16 protein-coding genes are annotated in these 18,510 nt (G+C 65.8%); 3 read left to right on the forward strand and 13 right to left on the reverse strand.

The window, feature by feature from the left end; all coding sequences use genetic code 11:
- Positions 1–13: 13 nt before the first annotated feature.
- Genes QHG62_RS26395 through QHG62_RS26405 form a run of 3 tightly spaced genes read right to left on the reverse strand, consistent with a single transcriptional unit; the run spans position 14 to position 3,083 of the window.
- Entirely contained in the window at positions 14–1,168 is a 1,155-nt protein-coding gene (locus tag QHG62_RS26395) for an acyl-CoA dehydrogenase family protein (RefSeq protein ID WP_281148542.1), read from the reverse strand.
- Positions 1,165–1,563 carry a lysozyme inhibitor LprI family protein gene (locus tag QHG62_RS26400; protein ID WP_281148543.1) on the reverse strand — a complete coding sequence of 133 codons (399 nt, stop codon included), beginning with the start codon at positions 1,561–1,563 and terminating at the stop codon, positions 1,165–1,167. The genes QHG62_RS26395 and QHG62_RS26400 overlap by 4 nt, the downstream gene beginning before the upstream one ends.
- Positions 1,560–3,083, reverse strand: coding sequence for a CoA-acylating methylmalonate-semialdehyde dehydrogenase (locus QHG62_RS26405; protein WP_281148544.1), 1,524 nt, complete (start codon positions 3,081–3,083; stop codon positions 1,560–1,562). The genes QHG62_RS26400 and QHG62_RS26405 overlap by 4 nt, the downstream gene beginning before the upstream one ends.
- Positions 3,084–3,222: 139 nt before the next feature.
- On the opposite strand from QHG62_RS26405, the gene QHG62_RS26410 reads away from it, so the two are divergent.
- The gene (locus QHG62_RS26410; RefSeq protein ID WP_281148545.1) at positions 3,223–4,116 is read left to right on the forward strand and encodes a LysR family transcriptional regulator; all 894 of its coding nucleotides are present in this window, start codon (positions 3,223–3,225) and stop codon (positions 4,114–4,116) included.
- 34 nt (positions 4,117–4,150) lie between these two features.
- On the opposite strand, the gene QHG62_RS26415 is transcribed toward QHG62_RS26410, so the two are convergent.
- The 3 genes from QHG62_RS26415 to QHG62_RS26425 form a co-directional block, all read right to left on the reverse strand.
- On the reverse strand, positions 4,151–5,230 hold the full coding sequence (locus QHG62_RS26415) for a DUF4241 domain-containing protein (RefSeq protein WP_281148546.1): 1,080 nt from the start codon (positions 5,228–5,230) through the stop codon (positions 4,151–4,153).
- 72 nt (positions 5,231–5,302) lie between these two features.
- A complete protein-coding gene (locus QHG62_RS26420; protein ID WP_281148547.1) occupies positions 5,303–5,941 on the reverse strand; it encodes a 3-oxoacid CoA-transferase subunit B in 639 nt (212 codons plus the stop codon).
- 1 nt (position 5,942) lies between these two features.
- Positions 5,943–6,746, reverse strand: a complete 804-nt coding sequence (locus QHG62_RS26425; protein WP_157614536.1) for a CoA transferase subunit A — start codon at positions 6,744–6,746, stop codon at positions 5,943–5,945.
- Positions 6,747–6,849: 103 nt separating this feature from the next.
- On the opposite strand from QHG62_RS26425, the gene QHG62_RS26430 reads away from it, so the two are divergent.
- Both QHG62_RS26430 and QHG62_RS26435 read left to right on the forward strand, forming a co-directional pair.
- Positions 6,850–7,416, forward strand: coding sequence for a LuxR C-terminal-related transcriptional regulator (locus QHG62_RS26430; protein ID WP_281148548.1), 567 nt, complete (start codon positions 6,850–6,852; stop codon positions 7,414–7,416).
- A 148-nt stretch (positions 7,417–7,564) separates the two neighbouring features.
- A complete protein-coding gene (locus QHG62_RS26435) occupies positions 7,565–7,711 on the forward strand; it encodes a hypothetical protein (protein WP_165442094.1) in 147 nt (48 codons plus the stop codon).
- A 21-nt stretch (positions 7,712–7,732) separates the two neighbouring features.
- Here the strand turns inward: QHG62_RS26435 and QHG62_RS26440 are convergent, their stop codons facing one another.
- The 7 genes from QHG62_RS26440 to QHG62_RS26470 all read right to left on the reverse strand — a co-directional run bounded on the left by QHG62_RS26440 (position 7,733) and on the right by QHG62_RS26470 (position 18,498).
- Positions 7,733–8,704, reverse strand: a complete 972-nt coding sequence (locus QHG62_RS26440) for a Bug family tripartite tricarboxylate transporter substrate binding protein (protein ID WP_281148549.1) — start codon at positions 8,702–8,704, stop codon at positions 7,733–7,735.
- 49 nt (positions 8,705–8,753) lie between these two features.
- Positions 8,754–9,134 (reverse strand): VOC family protein, encoded by a 381-nt coding sequence (locus QHG62_RS26445; protein ID WP_281148550.1) that lies wholly within the window; start codon positions 9,132–9,134, stop codon positions 8,754–8,756.
- A complete protein-coding gene (locus QHG62_RS26450) occupies positions 9,131–10,114 on the reverse strand; it encodes a hydroxymethylglutaryl-CoA lyase (protein WP_281148551.1) in 984 nt (327 codons plus the stop codon). The genes QHG62_RS26445 and QHG62_RS26450 overlap by 4 nt, the downstream gene beginning before the upstream one ends.
- Positions 10,111–11,286, reverse strand: a complete 1,176-nt coding sequence (locus QHG62_RS26455) for a CaiB/BaiF CoA transferase family protein (protein ID WP_281148552.1) — start codon at positions 11,284–11,286, stop codon at positions 10,111–10,113. Before QHG62_RS26455 ends, QHG62_RS26450 begins: the two co-directional genes overlap by 4 nt.
- 113 nt (positions 11,287–11,399) lie before the next feature.
- Positions 11,400–12,173, reverse strand: coding sequence for a hypothetical protein (locus QHG62_RS26460; RefSeq protein ID WP_281148553.1), 774 nt, complete (start codon positions 12,171–12,173; stop codon positions 11,400–11,402).
- Complete coding sequence (locus QHG62_RS26465; protein ID WP_281148554.1) at positions 12,173–12,871, reverse strand: phospholipase D-like domain-containing protein; 699 nt, start codon at positions 12,869–12,871, stop codon at positions 12,173–12,175. The genes QHG62_RS26460 and QHG62_RS26465 overlap by 1 nt, the downstream gene beginning before the upstream one ends.
- 389 nt (positions 12,872–13,260) lie before the next feature.
- Positions 13,261–18,498 carry a DNA repair ATPase gene (locus QHG62_RS26470; RefSeq protein ID WP_281148555.1) on the reverse strand — a complete coding sequence of 1,746 codons (5,238 nt, stop codon included), beginning with the start codon at positions 18,496–18,498 and terminating at the stop codon, positions 13,261–13,263.
- Between the last annotated feature and the right edge of the window lie 12 nt (positions 18,499–18,510).

The following is an 18,510-nucleotide window of genomic DNA, read 5'->3' on the forward strand; positions in this document are numbered from 1 at the left end:
TGGATGCGGGGCGTCAGCGGATATCGCTGTCCCCTTCCAGCAATTTTCGCGCAACGATCACGCGCATGATCTCGTTGGTGCCTTCGAGAATCTGGTGCACGCGGGTATCGCGCACCAGCCGCTCGAGCGGAAACTCGCTCAGGTAGCCATAGCCGCCATGCAGCTGCAGCGCGTCGTTGCAGACATTGAAGCCCGCATCGGTTGCAAAGCGCTTGGCCATCGCGCAATAAGTGCTGGCATCTGCATGGCCCGCGTCGAGCTTGCTTGCGGCAAGCCGCACCATCTGCCGCGCTGCCACCAGCTCCGTCGCCATGTCGGCCAGCTTGAACTGCAGGGCCTGGAAGCTCGATATCGGCTTGCCGAACTGCTGGCGTTCATGAAGATAGCGGCGCGCCGCATCGAGCGCGCCCTGCGCCGCGCCCACCGAACAGGTCGCGATGTTGATACGCCCGCCGTCCAGTCCCTTCATGGCGATGCGAAAGCCCTCGCCTTCCTTGCCCAGCAGGTTCTCGGCGGGAATGCGCACGTTGTCGAAGTTGATGGTGCGCGTGGGCTGGCTGTTCCAGCCCATCTTGTGCTCCTTCTTGCCGTAGCTCACGCCCGGCGCATCGGCCGGCACCGCGAAGGCCGAGATACCACCCGCACCGCCGCCGCCCGTGCGCGCCATGAGCACCAGCACGTCGGTCGCGCCCGCACCGGAGATGAAGGCCTTGCCGCCGTTGATGAGGTATTCGGTGCCCTGCAGTTCGGCGCGCGTCTTGAGCGAGCCCGCGTCCGACCCGGCGCCCGGCTCGGTGAGGCAATAGGAAGCGAGCTTGCGCCCGCTCGTCAAGTCTTCGCCCCACTGCTTCGCGACCGAATCGGTCGCCCAGGTGCCGAGCATCCATGTCGCCATGTTGTGGATGGTGATGAAGGCCGTGGTCGAGGGGTCGACCGCGGCCATCTCCTCGAACACCAACGCCGAATCAAGCCGCGGCAGGCCGAGGCCGCCGATGCGCTCGGGCGCGTAAAGCCCGCAGAAGCCCAGCTCGCCGGCCTTGGCGATGGCCTCCTTCGGGAAGATGGCCTCCGCGTCCCACTGCGCGGCATGCGGCGCGAACTCGGCCTGTGCAAAATCGCGCGCGCTCTGCGCAAAGGCGTTCTGCTCTTCGGACAATTCGAAGTTCATTGTTCGCGGTCCTTCCAGCGATCCAGTTCGGCGGTCCGTTTCAGGGTCGATTTCTCCAGACATGAGTTGAACACCAGCGGCCAGATGGAGCCGCCTTCGTTCGCTTTCGAGGCGCGTTTGCAGGCGGGGTCACGGCCCTTGAGCCAGGTGCGCTGCTCGGTGCGCAACGCGACGCGCATCTGCGGCGAGAGCGTCTTCATCACCTCGCCGTAGCGGATGTTGAGTGCGGCATCGGCCGCACGAAAATCGCGCGCAGCGCAGGCGTTCAGCTGCTGCTGGTTGCCGTCGGGATTGCAGTCGTCCGGACCGGCATCGGCGGCCGCCCGCGCGGCGCCCGCAAGCAAGGCGAGCGCCGCCGCCGCACCCCAGACCGCGAGGCGAAGGCCGCGCCTCATTTGAGGCTGATCGTGGTGTTCACGCCGTGCGAGACGGTGCTGTCGTCAAACCAGCGTGCCGTCACGGTCTTGGTCTGCGTGTAGAACATGATGACCTGCTTGCCGTAGGGGCCCAGGTCGCCCAGCTTGGAAGCGCGCGAACCGGTAAAAGAGAACATCGGCACAGGCACCGGAATCGGCACATTGATGCCGACTTGGCCCACGTCGATGTCTTCCTGGAAGCGGCGCGCCGCGGCGCCCGACTGCGTGAAGATCGCCGTGCCGTTGCCATTCGGGTTGCTGTTGATCAGCTCGATGGCTTCGTCGATGTTCTCGGCATCGGCCACGCACAGCACCGGCCCAAAGATTTCCTGGTCATAGATGGTCATGCCGGGCTTCACGCCCGAGAAGATCGTCGGGCCGACGAAGTTGCCCTTCTCGTAGCCGGGCACAGTGGGCTTGCGGCCATCGAGCTCCAGCTTGGCGCCGTCGGCCAGGCCGCGTTCGATGAGGTTGTTGACGCGGTCGTAGGCTGCGCAAGAAACCAGCGGCCCCACGTCCACGCCCTTCTCGGTGCCCGCGCCGATCTTCAGCGTCCTGGCCTTGGCAATGAGTTCGGGCACCCAGTTGCGCGCCTCGCCCACCAGCACCGCCACCGACACAGCCATGCAGCGCTGGCCCGCGGCGCCAAAGCTCGCGCCAGCCAGTGCATTGAGCGTCTGCTCCTTGTTGGCATCGGGCATCACGATGGCGTGGTTCTTCGCGCCCATCATGCATTGCACGCGCTTGCCGGCCAGCGTGGCGCGGTTGTAGACGTGCGTGCCCACCTTGGTCGAGCCGACGAAGCTGATCGCCTTGATGTCCTTGTGATCGCAGATGCCGTTGACCACCGCCTCGCCGCCGTGAACCACGTTGAGCACGCCGGGCGGAATGCCGGCTTCGAGCGCCAGTTCGCACAGGCGCATCGTCACCATCGGGTCTTGCTCCGAGGGCTTCAGCACGAAGGTGTTGCCAGTGACGATGGCCATCGGGAACATCCACAGCGGGATCATGGCCGGGAAGTTGAACGGCGTGATGCCGGCGCATACGCCGAGCGGCTGCAGCAGCGTGTAGGTGTCGACGCCATTGGCCACGTTGTTGGCCAGCTCACCCAACTGCAGGTTGCCGATGTTCGATGCGTGTTCGACCACTTCGAGGCCGCGGAACACGTCGCCTTCCGCGTCGGGCAGCGTCTTGCCCTGCTCGGCCGTGAGAATCGCGGCCAGCTCGCTCATGTTCTCGCGAATGAGCTGCTGGTACTTCAGGAAGATGCGGGCGCGCGCGCCGATGGGGGTCTTGCGCCAGGTCTTGAAGGCGTCCTTGGCGGAGGCCACGGCGGCATCGAGCTCGGCCTGCGTGGCAAAGGGCACGCGGGCGAGCACCTCTTGCGTGGCCGGGTTGACGATGTCGCGCCATTCGCTGGTCTTCGACTCGACGAACTTGCCGCCGATCAAGAGCTTGACGGTGGCGACCTGGGTCTTCGGGGTGGTGGTGGCGTCCATGGGTTTTGTCTCCTGTGAATACGGGGCCTGCGCGGCAGGTTCAAGCCGCATCGTAGCTTTGCAGATTTGCCATGACAATAGACAAATATGCGCCATCGCTTTGCAAAAATGCAGAGCTCACCCGAGGCAATGAGAGCACATGGACTGGGACAACCTTCGCTACTTTCTGGAGCTGGCCCGCTCGGGCACGCTGATGAGCGCCGCGCGCCGGCTTGAGGTAGACCACACCACGGTGGCCAGACGCATCCAGGCGCTCGAGAAGGAAGTGGGTGCGCCGCTTTTCTCGCGCGAAGCCGGCGGCCACCGGCTGACCGAGGCGGGCCGCAAGCTGCAGCCCCAGGTCGAAGCCATGGAGAGCGCCTTCCAGGCGGTGGAAAGCACCGCGCCGGCATCGCAGGAAGGCTTGTCGGGCCTGGTGCGCATAGGCGCTACCGAGGGTTTCGGCACCGTGGTGCTGGCGCCGCAGCTCGCGCTTTTCGCGCAGCAGCACCCCAAGCTCACCATCGACCTGCTGGCGATGCCGCGGCTGGTTCACTTGTCTCGGCGCGAGGCCGATATCGTGATCTCGCTCGAACGGCCGGCGCGCGGGCCCGTGGTGGTCACCAAGCTCACCGACTACACGCTGCGGCTCTACGCGTCGAAGCGATACCTGGCCGCGCACAAGCCGATAAAAACACGCGAAGACCTGCGCGGCCACACCTTCATCAGCTACGTGGACGACCTGCTCTTCAGCAAGGAACTGCAGTACCTGGACGAACTGCACCGGCCCGATGCCTTTGCGCTGCGCAGCACCAGCGTGCTTGCGCAGCACCGGGCGGTGGCCGCCGGCGCGGGCATCGCGGTGCTGCCGGCCTTCATTGCCGAACCGGACGCCGCATTGCGCCCCGTGCTCGGCGACCAGGCGAACTTCACGCGAACCTTCTGGATGTCGATGCCGGCGGAAACCAAGCACCTTGTGCGGATGCGTGCGGTGTGGGAGTTCTTGCTCGCCACCGCTCAGTCGCAGAAGGACATGCTGATGCCGCCGGGCTGAAGCGCCGATACACCGGCGCGCGTCGGCGCAGGCCTCAGGAGAACAGGCGTTTCCAGAGGCTCGTGCCTTCGGCGGGCGCTGGCGCAGCAACAGCCGCGGTTTCCGATGCCTCAAGCAATTCGATCAACCCCGGCACGCGCGGCTTCCCGAGCCAGCGCGCATAGGCCAAGTAGCTTTCCGCCTGGCCTTCGATGCGCAGTTGCTCGGGCATGGCGGGGCATGGGGCGGCGCCCAGCAGCATGCGCAGCGCTTCGAGCCGGTTCATGCGGATCGCGCTCGTGATGGCGGTCTCGCCGAGCGACGGAATGATGTCGTTGGCACCTGCAAGCCCGGCATCGAGCAAGGGCCGGATGGCGGCCGCATCGCCGTTGACCGCAGCGGCACCCAACGCTTCGAGCGCGGCCAGTTTCTCGGGGGAAAGGCTGGCGGCGTAGGCGTCGTCGCGCTTCTCGTCCTCGCTGCGCGCATCGCCGCCGTGCATCGTCATGAAGTCGGTCACCAGCGCCACGGGTTCACCGGACGCGTCGATCGCCCAGAAGCTCGGGTAGCTGCCGTCGCCCCAGCCCGAGCTGAAGATCAGCACGTTGTTCGCGCTGCCCTCGCCCAGCGGGTAGTGGTCCGCCATGTCCTCGACGCCCAGTTCGGTGTCGAGCACGTCGTCGTAATAGCTGACGTAGTCGGGGTTGGCCGATGATTCGCGCGCCTCGCGCTCGGCGATGGCAGCTGCGCACTCGGCATCCATGAAGCAGCCGACGCCGGCATCGACGGGGTAACCGTAGAACTCGTCGTCGCCGAGTTCGTCCTGCAATTGCCCTTCGAGCAGCGCCGGTTCCCAGTGGAGACCGGCAGCCTGCAAGCTGCCCCGTTCGCGCAGCCAGAGCACCGCCAGCGCATGGCGGCCTTCGTGCTGGAGCACCTCGGCCGGGAATCCCCCGCGTCCGCTCACGCTGCGAACGAAGGGCTCGCGCTCGGGCTGCACCAGCGGGTCGCACGCCACGATACGGCCGCTCGTGATGTTGAGCACCCCGCAAGGCTGCCGCTGCAGGCGCCGTGTGCGCAGCGCCTCGTCGTCGAGAAAAATGGTCTGGAGGTTGTCGAGGTCGAGATAGGCCATGCGTACAGTTTCTCATCCGTCCATGACAAAGGGCCGCAAAAGCGGCCCTTGTGGATGCTGCGTTGCCGCAGCCTACTGGATCAGCTTGGCCGCGGTCTTGGCCTGCAGCGAATCGAAGCTCACGCCCGGCGCGAGCTCGACCACCTTGAGGCCCTCGGGCACCACATCCATCACGGCCAGGTCGGTAATGATGCGGTCGACCACGCCCACGCCGGTCAGCGGCAAGGTGCACTGCTCAAGGATCTTGAAGTCCTCAGTGCCGTCCTTCTTCTTGGCGACGTGCTCCATCAGCACAATGACGCGCTTCACGCCGGCCACCAGGTCCATGGCGCCGCCCATGCCCTTCACCATCTTGCCGGGAATCATCCAGTTGGCAAGGTCACCCTTCACGCTGACCTGCATGGCGCCGAGGATCGACAGGTTGATCTTGCCGCCGCGGATCATTGCAAAGCTGTCGTGGCTGCCGAAGATGGCCGAGCCCGGCAGCGTGGTCACGGTCTGCTTGCCGGCGTTGATCAGGTCGGCATCCACCTGGTCTTCGGTCGGGAACGGGCCGATGCCGAGCATGCCGTTCTCGCTTTGCAGCCACACTTCCTTGTCGCCGACAAAGTTGGCCACCAGCGTGGGAATGCCGATGCCCAGGTTCACGTAGAAGCCGTCTTCGAGCTCTTGCGCCGCGCGTGCGGCCATTTGGTCTTGGGTCCAGGGCATCTCAGGCTCCTTTGGTGTTCTTGACGGGGGCGGGCACTTCGCTGCCGGCAGCGGCTTGCGCAATGGCGGCCTGGGCTTCGACCTTGGCGGCTGCGGCGTCTGCCGGAGCGGCTGCCGTCACGGTGCGCTTTTCGATGCGCTTCTCGGGGTTGGCGTTCAGCACGATGCGGTGCACATAGATGCCGGGCAGGTGAATGTCGTCGGGCGCCAGCTCGCCCACTTCGACGATCTTCTCGACCTCGACGATGCAGATCTTGCCGGCCATGGCGGCGGCCGGGTTGAAGTTGCGCGCCGTGAGGCGAAAGCGCAGGTTGCCCGACTTGTCGGCCACGTCGGCCTTGACCAGCGCCACGTCGGGCACCAGCGAGCGTTCCATCACGTAGGTTTCGCCGTCGAACTCGCGCAGTTCCTTGCCCTCGGCCACTTGCGTGCCGACGCCGGTCTTGGTGAAGAAGGCAGGAATGCCCGCGCCGCCCGCACGCAGCTTTTCGGCCAGCGTGCCCTGGGGCGTGAATTCCAGCGCGAGTTCACCCGCGAGGTACTGGCGCTCGAACTCCTTGTTCTCGCCCACGTACGACGCGATCATTTTCTTGATCTGCCGCGTCTCGAGCAGCTTGCCAAGGCCGAAGCCGTCGACACCCGCGTTGTTCGAGATGACGGTGAGGTTCTGCACGCCGGTGTCCTTGAGCGCGTCGATCAGCGCCTCGGGAATGCCGCACAGGCCGAAGCCGCCGACCGCGAGCATCTGCCCGTCGGCCACGACCCCCTTGAGTGCCGCGTCTGCGGAGGGATAAATCTTGTTCACTCGGGCTCCTTGATGGATGGATGGAGAGTTGGCGAAAGCTCTTGAAGAGCCTTGAACGATACTACGTAGTCGCATACGTAGTATTTCGTAATGGTGACCCCCGATGCAGGAGATCGACTACCGCCTGGCCTTTGCGCATGCCCCCGTGGGCATGGTGGTTTCGCGCAACCGCACCATCGTGGCCTGCAACGAGCGGGTTTGCGAGATTTTTGGCGCAACGCCCTCTGCGCTGGTCGGGCATTCGTTCAGCATTCTGTACCCCAGCGTGGCCGAGTTCGAGCGCATCGGCAAGCGCATGGAACCGTTCCTGAACGCCAGCGGCCGCTATGCCGACAACCGCATGATGAAGCGCCTGGGCGGCCTGCACGGCGCCATGGCGGGCGAAACCTTCTGGTGCCATGTCACGGGCCATGCCATGAACCGCGCCGCGCCGCACGAGGCCGGCATCTGGACCTTCGAAGACCTGGGTTCGCGCCGCGCCGTGAAGGCCGAGCTCACGCCGCGCGAGCGCGAGGTGGCCGCGCAGGTGATGCGCGGGCTCACGTCCAAGGAGATCGGCAAGGCGCTGGGCATCAGCCACCGCACGGTCGAGCTGCACCGCGCGAGGCTGATGCGCAAGTACGCGGCGGCCACCACGGCGGAGCTGGTGCAGAAGCTCATTGCCGGCTAATTCTTCGCAGCTACCCTGACCTGGTTCCGCGCCGATCGTTGCAAAAACGGAAACGCGGTGTCGCGCAAAGGCCCGTGCCACGGTGCCTTGCGATGACTATCTTTGAGGCATGCGGGCAAGTCGCCCACAGCCACTCAGGAGTACCGATATGACCACGCCTCTTCATTCTGAAAAGAACCTGCTTCTCTCGTCGAAGCTGTCGGTTGCGCGGGCGCAAGCCTTGGCATCGCACCGGCTGCCGGTCACGCTGACCCTGGCAGCCATCATTCTCTCGGTGCTCGGCGTCAAACCGTAATGCGTTGCGGCCCCGGCCCGGTCACTCGGGCTTGATGTCGGCCGCCTTGATCACCTTCGACCAGGCCACCAGTTCCTGGTCGACAAACTTGCCGAGCGCGGCGGAGTCCATGTAGGTGGCGAAGGCGCCCTGCTCGTCCACCTTCTTGCGAAACGATTCGCTCTCGACGATCTTCTTGATCTCGGCGCTGAGCTTTGCCACCACTTCGGGTGGCGTTCTGGCCGGTGCGAATACCGCAAACCACGACTCCACTTCGTAGCCCGGCAAGCCTGCCTCGGCCGAAGTCGGCACGTTGGGCATCGAGGGGTGCCGCTTGCTGCCGGTATAGGCCAGCGCCTTCATGCGCCCGCTCGCGATGTGCCCGATGACCGAGGGCGGCGTGGTGATGAACATGTCGACGTTGCCCGCAATCAGGTCGTTGATGGCGGGGCCCGAGCCCTTGTAGGGCACGTGCGTCATTGGCTGTTTGGCTTGTCGCGAGAGCAACTCGCCCGCAATGTGCTGGATAGATCCGTTGCCCGACGAGGCGTAGAACAGACCACCCTCCTTCTTCTTGCCGTGCTCGATCAGTTCCTTCATCGAGTTGACCGGCAGCTTGCCGCTGACGGCGACCACGTGCGGCGCACGCATCACCATGGCCACGGGCACAAAGTCTTTGGTGGGGCTCCACTTGAGCTGAGGGTAGAGCGACGGGTTGCCCACGTGATAGCCCGAATACTGCATCAGCAGCGTGTAGCCGTCTGGAGCGGCGCGCGCCACCGCCTCGGCGCCGATGTTCCCGCTGGCGCCGGGGCGGTTGTCGACGACGACAGGTTGGCCCAATGCGCGATGCAGCGGATCGCCGACCATGCGCGCCATGATGTCGGTCGAACCCGCGGGCGCGGTGGGCACGATAAAGGTGATCGGCTTCGAAGGCCAGGTGTCGGCGCGGGCGGCTGTGGCTGCAAGCACAAGGCCAAGGCCGGCGGCGATAAAGCGAAGTGTGGGTTTCATGGTTTGTCTCCGGTTTTTTTGAGATTTGTCTGGGAAGCCAGGCCCTTCGTCAGGGCGCCAGCTCCGAGATTTCGATGAGGTTCAGGTCAGGGTCGCGCACATAGACCGAGCGGATGCGCGATGTGGCGCCCGTTCGCATCACAGGGCCTTCGATGATCGGCACGCCCCTGTCCTTCAGGCGCGCGATCACGTCGTCCAAGGGCATGCTCGCGATGAAGCACAGGTCCAGCGAACCGGGCATTGGCACTTGCGCCTTGGGCTCGAACTCGTGGCCCTTCACGTGCAGGTTGATCTTCTGGTTGCCGAAGCGAAAAGCCTTGCGGCCCGGGCCGAAGGTCTCCAGCGCCATGCCCATCACGCCGGTGTAGAAGCGCGTGCAGGCTTCCTCGTTCGTGGTGGTTAGCACCAGGTGGTCCAGATGGTCGATCATGTCTGCAGCTCCTTGCCGCGGCGCGCATGCGCACGCGCCACGATGTCGTTGAAATCCGCCGGTGGCGCATGCCGCGTGAGCCGGTGTCCGGCGCGGGAGACCTGGCTCGGCAAGTCGTGCTGCACCAGGGCCTCGAGCTCCGAGGCGGCTTCGATCAGGCCTTCCAGATTCATGCCGGTGTCGTACCCCATGCATTGCAGCATGTGCACCACGTCTTCCGTGGCCACATTGCCGGTGGCCCCGGGCGCATAAGGGCAACCGCCGATGCCACCCAATGACATGTCGAGCCGCTCGACACCCGCCTCGACTGCGGCCACCGTGTTCGCAAGCCCCATGCCGCGCGTGTTGTGAAAGTGCGCCGTCCACAGCAGTGCGGAATATCTCGTCAGCACCGCCTCGCAAACGGCCTGCACCTGCGTGGGAAAAGCCATGCCCGTGGTGTCGCACAGCGTGATGCCCTGCACCCGCAGCGCAGCGAAGCGGTCGATCCATTCGAGCACCGTGGCAAGCGGCACCTCGCCCTCCATCGGGCAGCCGAACACGCATGAGAGCGAGACGTTCACCGGCACACCGGCCTGCGCTGCCACCGCAATAACTTCGGTGAGCTGCGCGAAAGACTGCTCGCGCGTCATGCGCAGGTTGCTGAGGTTGTGCGTCTCGCTCACCGACATGACGATATTGAATTCGCCGATGCGGCTTTCCAGCGCGCGCTCGGCGCCGCGCAGGTTCGGCACCAGCGCGGTATAGACCACGCCGGGCCGGCGGGCGATGCGCTGCATCACCTCTTCGCCGTCCCGCAATGCCGGTATCGCCTTGGCGGAGGTGAACGAGGTCACCTCGATCTTGGCGTAGCCGAGGGTGCTCAGACGGTCGACCAACGCAATCTTGTCGTCGGTGGGAATGAATCGGCTTTCCATCTGGAAGCCGTCTCGCGTGGCCACTTCATTGATGAAGAGCCATTTACCCTTGTCTGCTTTCATACGGCCTCGCTTTCTTCGGTGCGGCGTGCGGGCCAGCCCGGGCCTTTCAGATCGCCCGTGTGCTCGCCGAGCCGTGGCGCAGGGTGTGCAATGCGGCCCGGCGTGGCGCTGAGCTTGGGCACGACGCCGGGCACCTTGAGCGTGCCGCCATCGGAAGTGGTCGCCTCCACGATCATCTGCCGCGCCTGGTATTGCGGATCGGCGGCAATGTCGGCCACCGAGTAGATGCGCCCGACGGGCACGCCGGCCGCATCGAGCACCGCCAGCACCTCGTCGCGGCTGCGCTGCAGCGTCCAGGCCTCGATGGCGGCGTCGATTTCTTCCACGCGCCGCACGCGGCCGTCGTTGTGCACGAGCTGCGCGTCATTCTCAAGATCAGCGCGGTCGATGGCGCGCATCAATCGGCGGAAGATGCTGTCGCCGTTGCCCGCCACCAGCACGTAATGTCCATCGCCGCACTTGTAGGCATTGGTCGGCGCGATGCCCGGCAACGCGCTGCCGGCGCGCTCCCGCACCGCGCCGAACGCGTCGTATTCGGGCAGCAGGCTTTCCATGACGTTGAAGACCGACTCATAGAGCGCCACGTCGATGAACTGCCCTTCGCCGCCATGGGCCGTGCGGTGGTGCAGCGCGGTGAGCACACCGATCACGCCATGCAGCGCAGCCAGCGTGTCGCCGAGCGACACCCCCACGCGCACAGGCACCCGGCCTGGTTCGCCGCTCAGATAGCGCAGCCCGCCCATCGATTCGCCGAGCACGCCGAAGCCCGGCTTGTCGCGGTAGGGGCCGGTCTGCCCGTAGCCCGAGATGCGCAGCATGATGAGCCGGGGGTTGAGCGCATGCAGTTGCTCCCAGCCCAGACCCCAGCCTTCGAGCGTGCCGGGCTTGAAATTCTCGATCAGCACGTCGGCCTCGAGCGCCAGGGCTCGCACGGCGTCCTGCCCTTCAGCGCTGCGCAGGTCCAAGCACACAGAGCGCTTGTTGCGCGACTGCACCTCCCACCACACCGAAGTGCCTTCGCGCAGCATCCGCCATTTGCGCAGCGGATCGCCGACGCCGGCAGGCTCGACCTTGATCACGTCGGCGCCGAATTCGGCCAGCGTCTTGCCGGCGAACGGGCCGGCGATGAGCTGGCCGAGCTCCAGCACCTTGAGGCCTTCGAGTGCGTTCATCTGCGTCTGTCTCCTGTTGGAATGCCCCAACTCTAAGAACAGATCGCGTCCGCCGGAATTGCTCTGACGGCAGCACGCCTTCGCGTTTTGCGAAGGCCCGTGCTCTGCTTGCTCTACTTCTTCTTGGCCAACGCAGGCTTCGCGGCAGGCAATGGTGGAACCTCCGGCGCTTTGACCCAGCCGCGCAGCAAGACCCCAAGGAAGAGACCGCCCAAAAAAATCGCCCAGTACATCCAGGGCGGCATGTTCTCCATGCCGCTGTGCAGGTTCATGCCGAATGCGGCGCCCACCGCCATCAGGGGGAAGGTCAGCGCGGCAATGGTGTTGAGCTTGTGCTGCGCACGGCTCACTTCACGGGTCGAGCGCGCCTGCGCCTCGGCCGCATGCGCCAGCCGGTAGTCGAGCGACATGCGAGTGTCGGCCAGCAGCAGTTCCATGCCGCGCGTGATCTCGACCGCCAGATCGCGCAGGTCGATCAGCATCAAGTCTTCCTTCACGGCATCGCGCGCCGCCTGCAGCGCGGCCTGCATGTTCATGGCGGCGCGGGTCAGCGGAATGAGTGGACCGAGAACCTGGAACAGATCTTCCGAAGTTTCAGCGGCTGCGTGCCTGGTTTCGAAAGTGGCCAGCGAGGTGCGATAGCTTTCGAGCAGCTTGGCAAAGGCCCGCTCGCCGGGGTTGTTTCCCTTGTGGAACCACGCGCCATCGGGCTTGCGCAGGAACACCGCGGGCTTGCGCTCCGCGCCGGGTCCGGCGGGCGGCTCGTGCAGGATCACCAGCAGATGGCCTTGCTCGTGAATGATGCGCTGCGCGCCGTAGCTCGCGCCCCCCAGCCGCTGCTGTATTTCAGGCGGCAGTTCCCAGTCGTAGTCGATTCTTCTTGGCATCAGGCGGCCTGCAGTTCTTTCCACAAGGTGTCGAATTCGTCCGCAAAGCGGCGCACGAGCGAGGGGTCGTTGCTCAAAATCACGTTCTCTTCGTTGTGCTCGCAGGCGCTGCGCGTCCAGTTGTAGCTGCCGTTCAGCAACCGCGCGCCGTCGAAAATGGCGAACTTGTGGTGCATATGCGCCTCGGTGCGGTCCACCGCAATCGGAATGCCCGCCGCGCGCAATTGCCCTACGTCGCTGCCGCGGTCGAACTCCTTGTCGTTGTCGGTAATGAAGCGCACTGCCACGCCGCGTCGGTGTGCGGCCAGCACCTCGGCGGTAATGCGGTCGTCCGACAGCGTGAACACGCATAGGTCGATGGAGCGCTTGGCAGCCTTCAGTTGCTGGTTGATCGCCTGAAGGCAAGCGGTACCCGGGCTGAAGAAGGCTTGCGAGTGCACGTTGACGGCATCAGGCGAGCGGCCGGTGTCGATCGCGCGGACCACGCCTTCGAGCCACTTGAGCAAGGACAACTGCTCCGGGTCGGCTGTGCGGGAGCGCACCAGGTCGAACGCGCGATTGCGCAGCTGGCGCAGGCCGTCTTCGGGCGGTGAAGCTTCGCGCAAGGTGTGGACCAGCACGCGGCGCTCGTCATCGCTGAGGCGCTCGTCGGCCATGGTGGCGTCCAGCTGGGCCAGTAGTTCGGGAAGGGCCGACATTTCAGTGAATCTCCATAGTGCTGCGCCTATTCAGGGGCTCTTGTTCAGGGCGTGTGCAAAGGCCACCGGGTACTCCCCTCCGCGAATGTCCCCCGCCTTCGGCCCCTCCTTTATTTCGCTGCGGGGAGCACCCGATGCCCTGTGCACACTGGGCGCTGCGCTTGTTCCGCTCGATCAACCACCGCTCTGCCCAACGCGCACGTCGATGGGGTGCCTTGCGCAGCGAAATAAAGGAGGAGGCCGCAGGCCGGGGGACATTCGCGGAATAAAGGAGGAGGCCGCAGGCCGGGGGACATTCGCGGAGAAAGGTACCCCGTCGGCGGGTGCGCGCCCTGAACAAAGCGCCTCGCGCACAACACGCAAAGAAACACAACGCCCCATTCCTAGCCCTACTTGTCCGGCTTGGGAGAGCGCTTGACCACGCCGCGTGCAGCCTGCACTTCAGCCGCGAGCCGCTCCATGTCCTGCTTGATTGAACGGTCGAGTTCGAGCCGACGTTCAGTGGCGGTTACCAACGGCAGGATCAGTTCGCGATAAGTCACCGCAATCTGCAGCATGGCGTCGGCCAGCCGCTGACCTTCGTTCGGGCCTTCGGCGGGCGGCTTGGGCTTGAGTGCATCGACAGCGCGCGCCACGTCGAGCATGCTGCTTGCAATGCGCTGGCTGCCGTCGACGTCGTCGCCGCCGAGCTTTTTCTTTCGCACGAACTCTTCGCAGATGGCCGCCCAGCGCGCGCTTTCTTCCGGCGTGGGGCTGCCCAGAAGCTGCGCAAGCTTCAAGAGGTTTTCTTCCGCGCCGGTGGTCAAGGTCTGCGCCTCGCCGCGGTAATGGTCACGCAACAGTGCGTCGAGCTCGTCGTCGCGCATCAGCGCGGTGATCTTGCCCGCGAGCTTGGTCATGTTGCGGTAGCTGCCCTGCAGCTTGAACGGCGGCGCGGTGCGGTAGGCCTCCTGCTGCGCGGCCGATTCGATGTAGGCGAGGTTGACCTTCAGCAGCAGGTCGCGCGCACGGAACAGACGCTGCAGCAACGCCTTGATCTCTTCCAGCTCGACCGCGCTGTACGCGTGCGAAAGCGCGCTGCTCGGCACCTCGTGTCCCTGCGCCATCTTCACCAGCAGCTGCACGTCCTTGGGGTCGCGCGAGGCCAGCGGCATCAGCGTGGGGTTGGAGGTCAGGCTGTTCTCGATGTACGAAAGCGCAAAGGCCGCCTCGCGGCCTGAGAGCACGTCGCCCAGGTTGTAGATGTCCGCCCGGTTGGCCAGCATGTCCGGAATCTTGAACACGTCGCCCGACTCGGTGTACGGGTTGCCAGCCATCACGATGGCGAAGCGCTTGCCGCGCATGTCGTAGCTGCGCGGTTCGCCGTTCCACACGCCTTCAATGCGGCGCGTGCCGTCGGCCAGCGCAATGAACTTCTGCAGAAACTCCGGGCTCGTGTGCTGAATGTCGTCCAGGTACAGCATCACGTTGCTGCCCATCGCAAGGCCGAGGTTGAGCTTCTCGAGCTCTTGCCTCGCGGCGCTGTTGGGCGCGTTGGCCGGGTCGATGGCCGTGACGCCGTGGCCCAGAGCCGGGCAGTTGATGCGCACGAAGATCAGGCCGAGCCGGTCCGCAACGTATTCCATCAGCGTGGTCTTGCCGTAGCCGGGCGGCGAAATCAGCAGCAGCAAACCCATGCGATCGGTGCGGCTGCCCTCGCCCGCCGAGCCGATCTGCTTGGAAAGGTTGTCGCCGATGATGGGCAGGTACAGCTCGTCGATCAGCTGGTTGCGCACGAAGGTCGAGAGCGGCTTGGCCTGGAACTGGCCCAGCTTGAGCCGGGCCTTCTCGCGTTCGAGCAACTCGTGGCGCAGGCTGTGCAGCGCTTCGTAGCCCGGCACTGCATGCGTGGTGTGAAACAGGAAGCGGCGCCAGAAGTCGTTCAGGTTCAGCGTCATGCGGCCTTCGGCCACGCGTGGATGCTCGCCGCGCAGCCCTTCGACCGTGCGGTCGAGCGCCACGTTCACCCGCTTGCGCTGCATCGGCATGGCCAGCACGCCGGCCGCGTCGTCTACCCAGTCGACAGACTGCGGCGCCTGATGAACCGCATAGGCACGCACCCAGTCGCGCGCCAGGCGCCAGCGCTCCGCCGGCGGTGCGGCGTCGAGATCGTGCTGCCACGCATCGCGCCGGCCACCCCTTTCGAGTTCGCGAAGCAGCGCGGCGGCCAGGTCTTCGCCCGCTCCCGAAACGGCCCAGGTTTCGCCGCCGTGCTCGCCGGCCAGTTCGCGCACCAGGTAGGCAGCCGCCTGGCCGCACACGGTGGACACGCGGCCCTGGTGGGCGTCCCGCTCTTCTTCGGTTGCCTCTTCGGCCAAAGGCAAAAGGTCGGGCAGCATGTCGCGCGCAAAGTGGTTCAGCGCGCGCGCCGTGTCGGCTTCGAGCTGCTCCAGCGCATCGCGCCGGCCGAACAGGGCCTGCATCTGCAACGCGGCGCGCGCACGCCGCAGCAGCGATTCGCGGTGCGCGATCAAGTGGCCGTGCTGCCAATAGAGCAGCGCCAGCGCGCGTTCGGTCGGGCCCCACGCCAGCAGGCCGGCCTGATCTTGCATGGCAACGAGCGCACCCAGCAGGCGCAGCGCGTCGTCATCGTGAATCCCCTTCTGGTAGCCCTCCTGGTAGCGCGCGGCTGCAAAGCGGCGCACCATTTCGAGCAGCTGCGGATGCAAAGGGTCTTCGGTGAGGAGCGTGACCACCTCGCCCCAGGTGCGCTCGGCCTTGCCATCGAGCAGCGACTCGAGCAGGCGCCCGGCCAGGTATTCGGCACGCGACAGTTCGGTGGTTTCCGACACCAGCGACTGGTTCCAGTAGCGCTGCAGCGGCAGCAGCCGCGGCTCGTCCACAGGGCTCAGGTAGTCGGTGCCGGTAACCTGGTAGGCCATGCCGCTCTCGCGGGCCACCAAGGTCAGGTCGACGGGCTGGCGGTGCACGGTAAAGGCATGGCGGCCCAGGCGCAGGGTGTCTCCGCCTTCGCTCACCAGTTCGCGCTTGTCGCGGATCGAGCGCAGGGCCTGGTCGCGCGCCGTCTTCAGGCGCGTGTCCAGTTCGTCGGCCGGCACGGCGGCGCCCAGCGTGCGCAGGTCGGCAATCAGCGTGTGCAGCTTGCCGATCATCGGATCGGCCGCAAAGTAGCTGTGAACCTGCTTCAGATCGCCGAACTGCGCAATGCGGCGTGGAATACCGTCGAGGATGCGGCCCGCCGCGTCGACCACGCCCTGCGCGCGGCGCTGGCGGGCTTCCACCAGGCTCTGGCGGCGCGCGGAAAGCGCTTCGTACACGGTCTCGCGCTTCTCGGCGATGTCGGCCAAAAAGTCTTCCTGCTCGGCAAAGCGGCCTTCGATTTCTTCGAGCTGGGCCAAAAGGCGCGTGAGCGCGTCGTCGCACTTCTCGGGCGTGTCGGCAAACTCCAGTGCGTTTTCAACCGCCTGGCTGAAGAGCTTGAACTGCGCACCGAACTCCGCGCGGGCCTCGGTGGCGCCCAGCGACTTGCGCCGTGCGCGCGCATCGGCGCGCATGCGGTTGATGTCGGCGTAGATGAGCGAGATGCGGTCGAGAATCGACGTGCGGACAACCGCATCGCCGCCCGGCAGGCTGCCGAGCTGTTCTGTCAGCAGATCGAGCCCGGCCGCCTGTTCGTCAAGCGTGGCGAGCATCTGCCCGAGCGCGGGCGAAGTGGCCAGGTTCGGCAAATCGAGCGCAAGCTTGTCCAGCGCCTGGCGCTGGCCGTTGAAGGCCGTGTCGGCCGCCAGGAACTGCATGGCGCGTTCGCCGATGCGCTGCTGCTCGATCTCGAGCGCCGCGTCCATGGCGGCGATGCGCGGCAGGTCGGCATAGCGCAGCTCCTTGAGCATCTGCAGCGCGCCGCGCCGTTCGCGCAGGCGGCCCAAGGCCTTCACGAAATCGTCGGGCGCGCGCCAGAGCGTGCTGGCAATGTCGACCAGCAACGCGTGCTGCTCGTCTTCGGCACGGGCCAGTGCACGCGCGGTTTCGCGGCGGATGGTGTCGACCTTCTCGAACTCGGCCAGCGTGCTGCGCGCCACGTCGGCAATGCTGCGCAGCTCGGCCATCAGGCCGGCAGCCTCGGATGCGTCCAGCCAGAAGTAGGCGTCGCTCACGCGGGTGCACTGGCGAATCAGGTCTTCGTAAGCAGCGCGCGTAGGCGCCTGCTCGCGCACCGCGCGGGCAATGCCCATCAGGTCGCTCACGCCCCGCACCAGCTCGGCATTGCCGATCTTGCCGAAGAAGCCGGTGGCGGGCGGCTGCGCGCTCACATGCTCTTCGCTGGCGAACGGCGTCTGCCACAGCTGCATCGGGTGCACGCGCGTCGGCTCGCCGGCGTCGCCGTTGAACACGAGGATGCGGCCGTCGGCAAAGCGCGCATAGCCGTTGGCGATGATCGGCGTGGCGAGCTTCTTGTCGATCAGGTTGTAGTTGAAGAGCGCGTAGCGCCCCGGCTTCGGGTCGTAGAAGACATAGGCCACGTCTTCCCCGTTGGGCGAGCGCAGCATGCGCTTGAAGCGCAGGCTTTCGACCACCTCGCCCGGCAGGTCGAAGCGCTTGTACTCGCCCGACTGCAGGTAGTAGCCGCCCGGAAAGATGATGCCGTGGTCTTCAGGCAGCTGCACGCACGAGCCACCGATGGCGTCGATGCGCTCGACCTGCTGCGTGCGGATGTTGAAGACCAGGTAGCGCGTGACCTGCTCGCGGTAGGGCTTTACGCGCAGCAGGATCAGCATGCCGAGCTTGGCCCACGAAATCTCGGCGTCGGTGAGCGACTGGCTCTTGTCTTCCACCGGCTCGCTGTAGATGCCGAGGCCGGTTTCGGTATTGTTCTCGATCTTGACCGTGAGGTCGCCGCCCAGCGTTTCGACAAACACCGTGTCGAGCACGTTCACATGGGGGTGCTTGCCGCCCACATGGTCTTCGCGCGTGGCAACGGTCCACTCGAAGTCGTGGCTTGCGGGCAGCGCAATGTCGCGCTCGCCGCGGTTGTCGATGTAGTGGATGCCGCCGTTGCGCTCGATGGCCCAGCGGAACACGCGCACGTCGCCCAGCTGCTGGCCGATCTGGAAGGACGCGAGCAGCTTGTCCTGCGTGACCCGCAGCTGCAGCATCGTGGCCTGCTTGTAGTAGGCGTACAGCTCGCGAAAATCGGAGACGAAGCGCGTGTCTTCGAGGAAGGTGCCGGCCAGCGGCACGGGCTGCAGCTCGTCGTTCTCGGTGGCGGCCTCTCCTGGCACTGCCAGGCGATACAGCCCGAACACGTCGCTCACGGCCGTTTCCTTGCGCAGGCCGATGAACACGTTGTAGCCGAACAGCAGCAGGTCGCCGATGCGCACGATGTCGCGCGCCACGGCGTTGTTTTCGGTGCGCGCGCGGGTGCGCAGCACCAAGGCCTGCTCGGAGCGGCCGAACTCGGCAAGCCGCCGCTCGTTGAGGGCCTGCGTCTTCTTCAGCAGGCCTTCGCCCTGTGTTTCGAGCCGCTTCTTCAGCAGGTCGTAGCTGCCGCTGCCGGACACGAGGGCTTCGGTCTGGTCAGACGGCACCTGGGCGCCGGCCGGCGCCCCCGATTCATCCGTGGGTTGCATAGGTCGGCGCGG

It is taken from the genome of Variovorax paradoxus (assembly GCF_029919115.1).
Taxonomy (GTDB): domain Bacteria; phylum Pseudomonadota; class Gammaproteobacteria; order Burkholderiales; family Burkholderiaceae_C; genus Variovorax; species Variovorax paradoxus_O.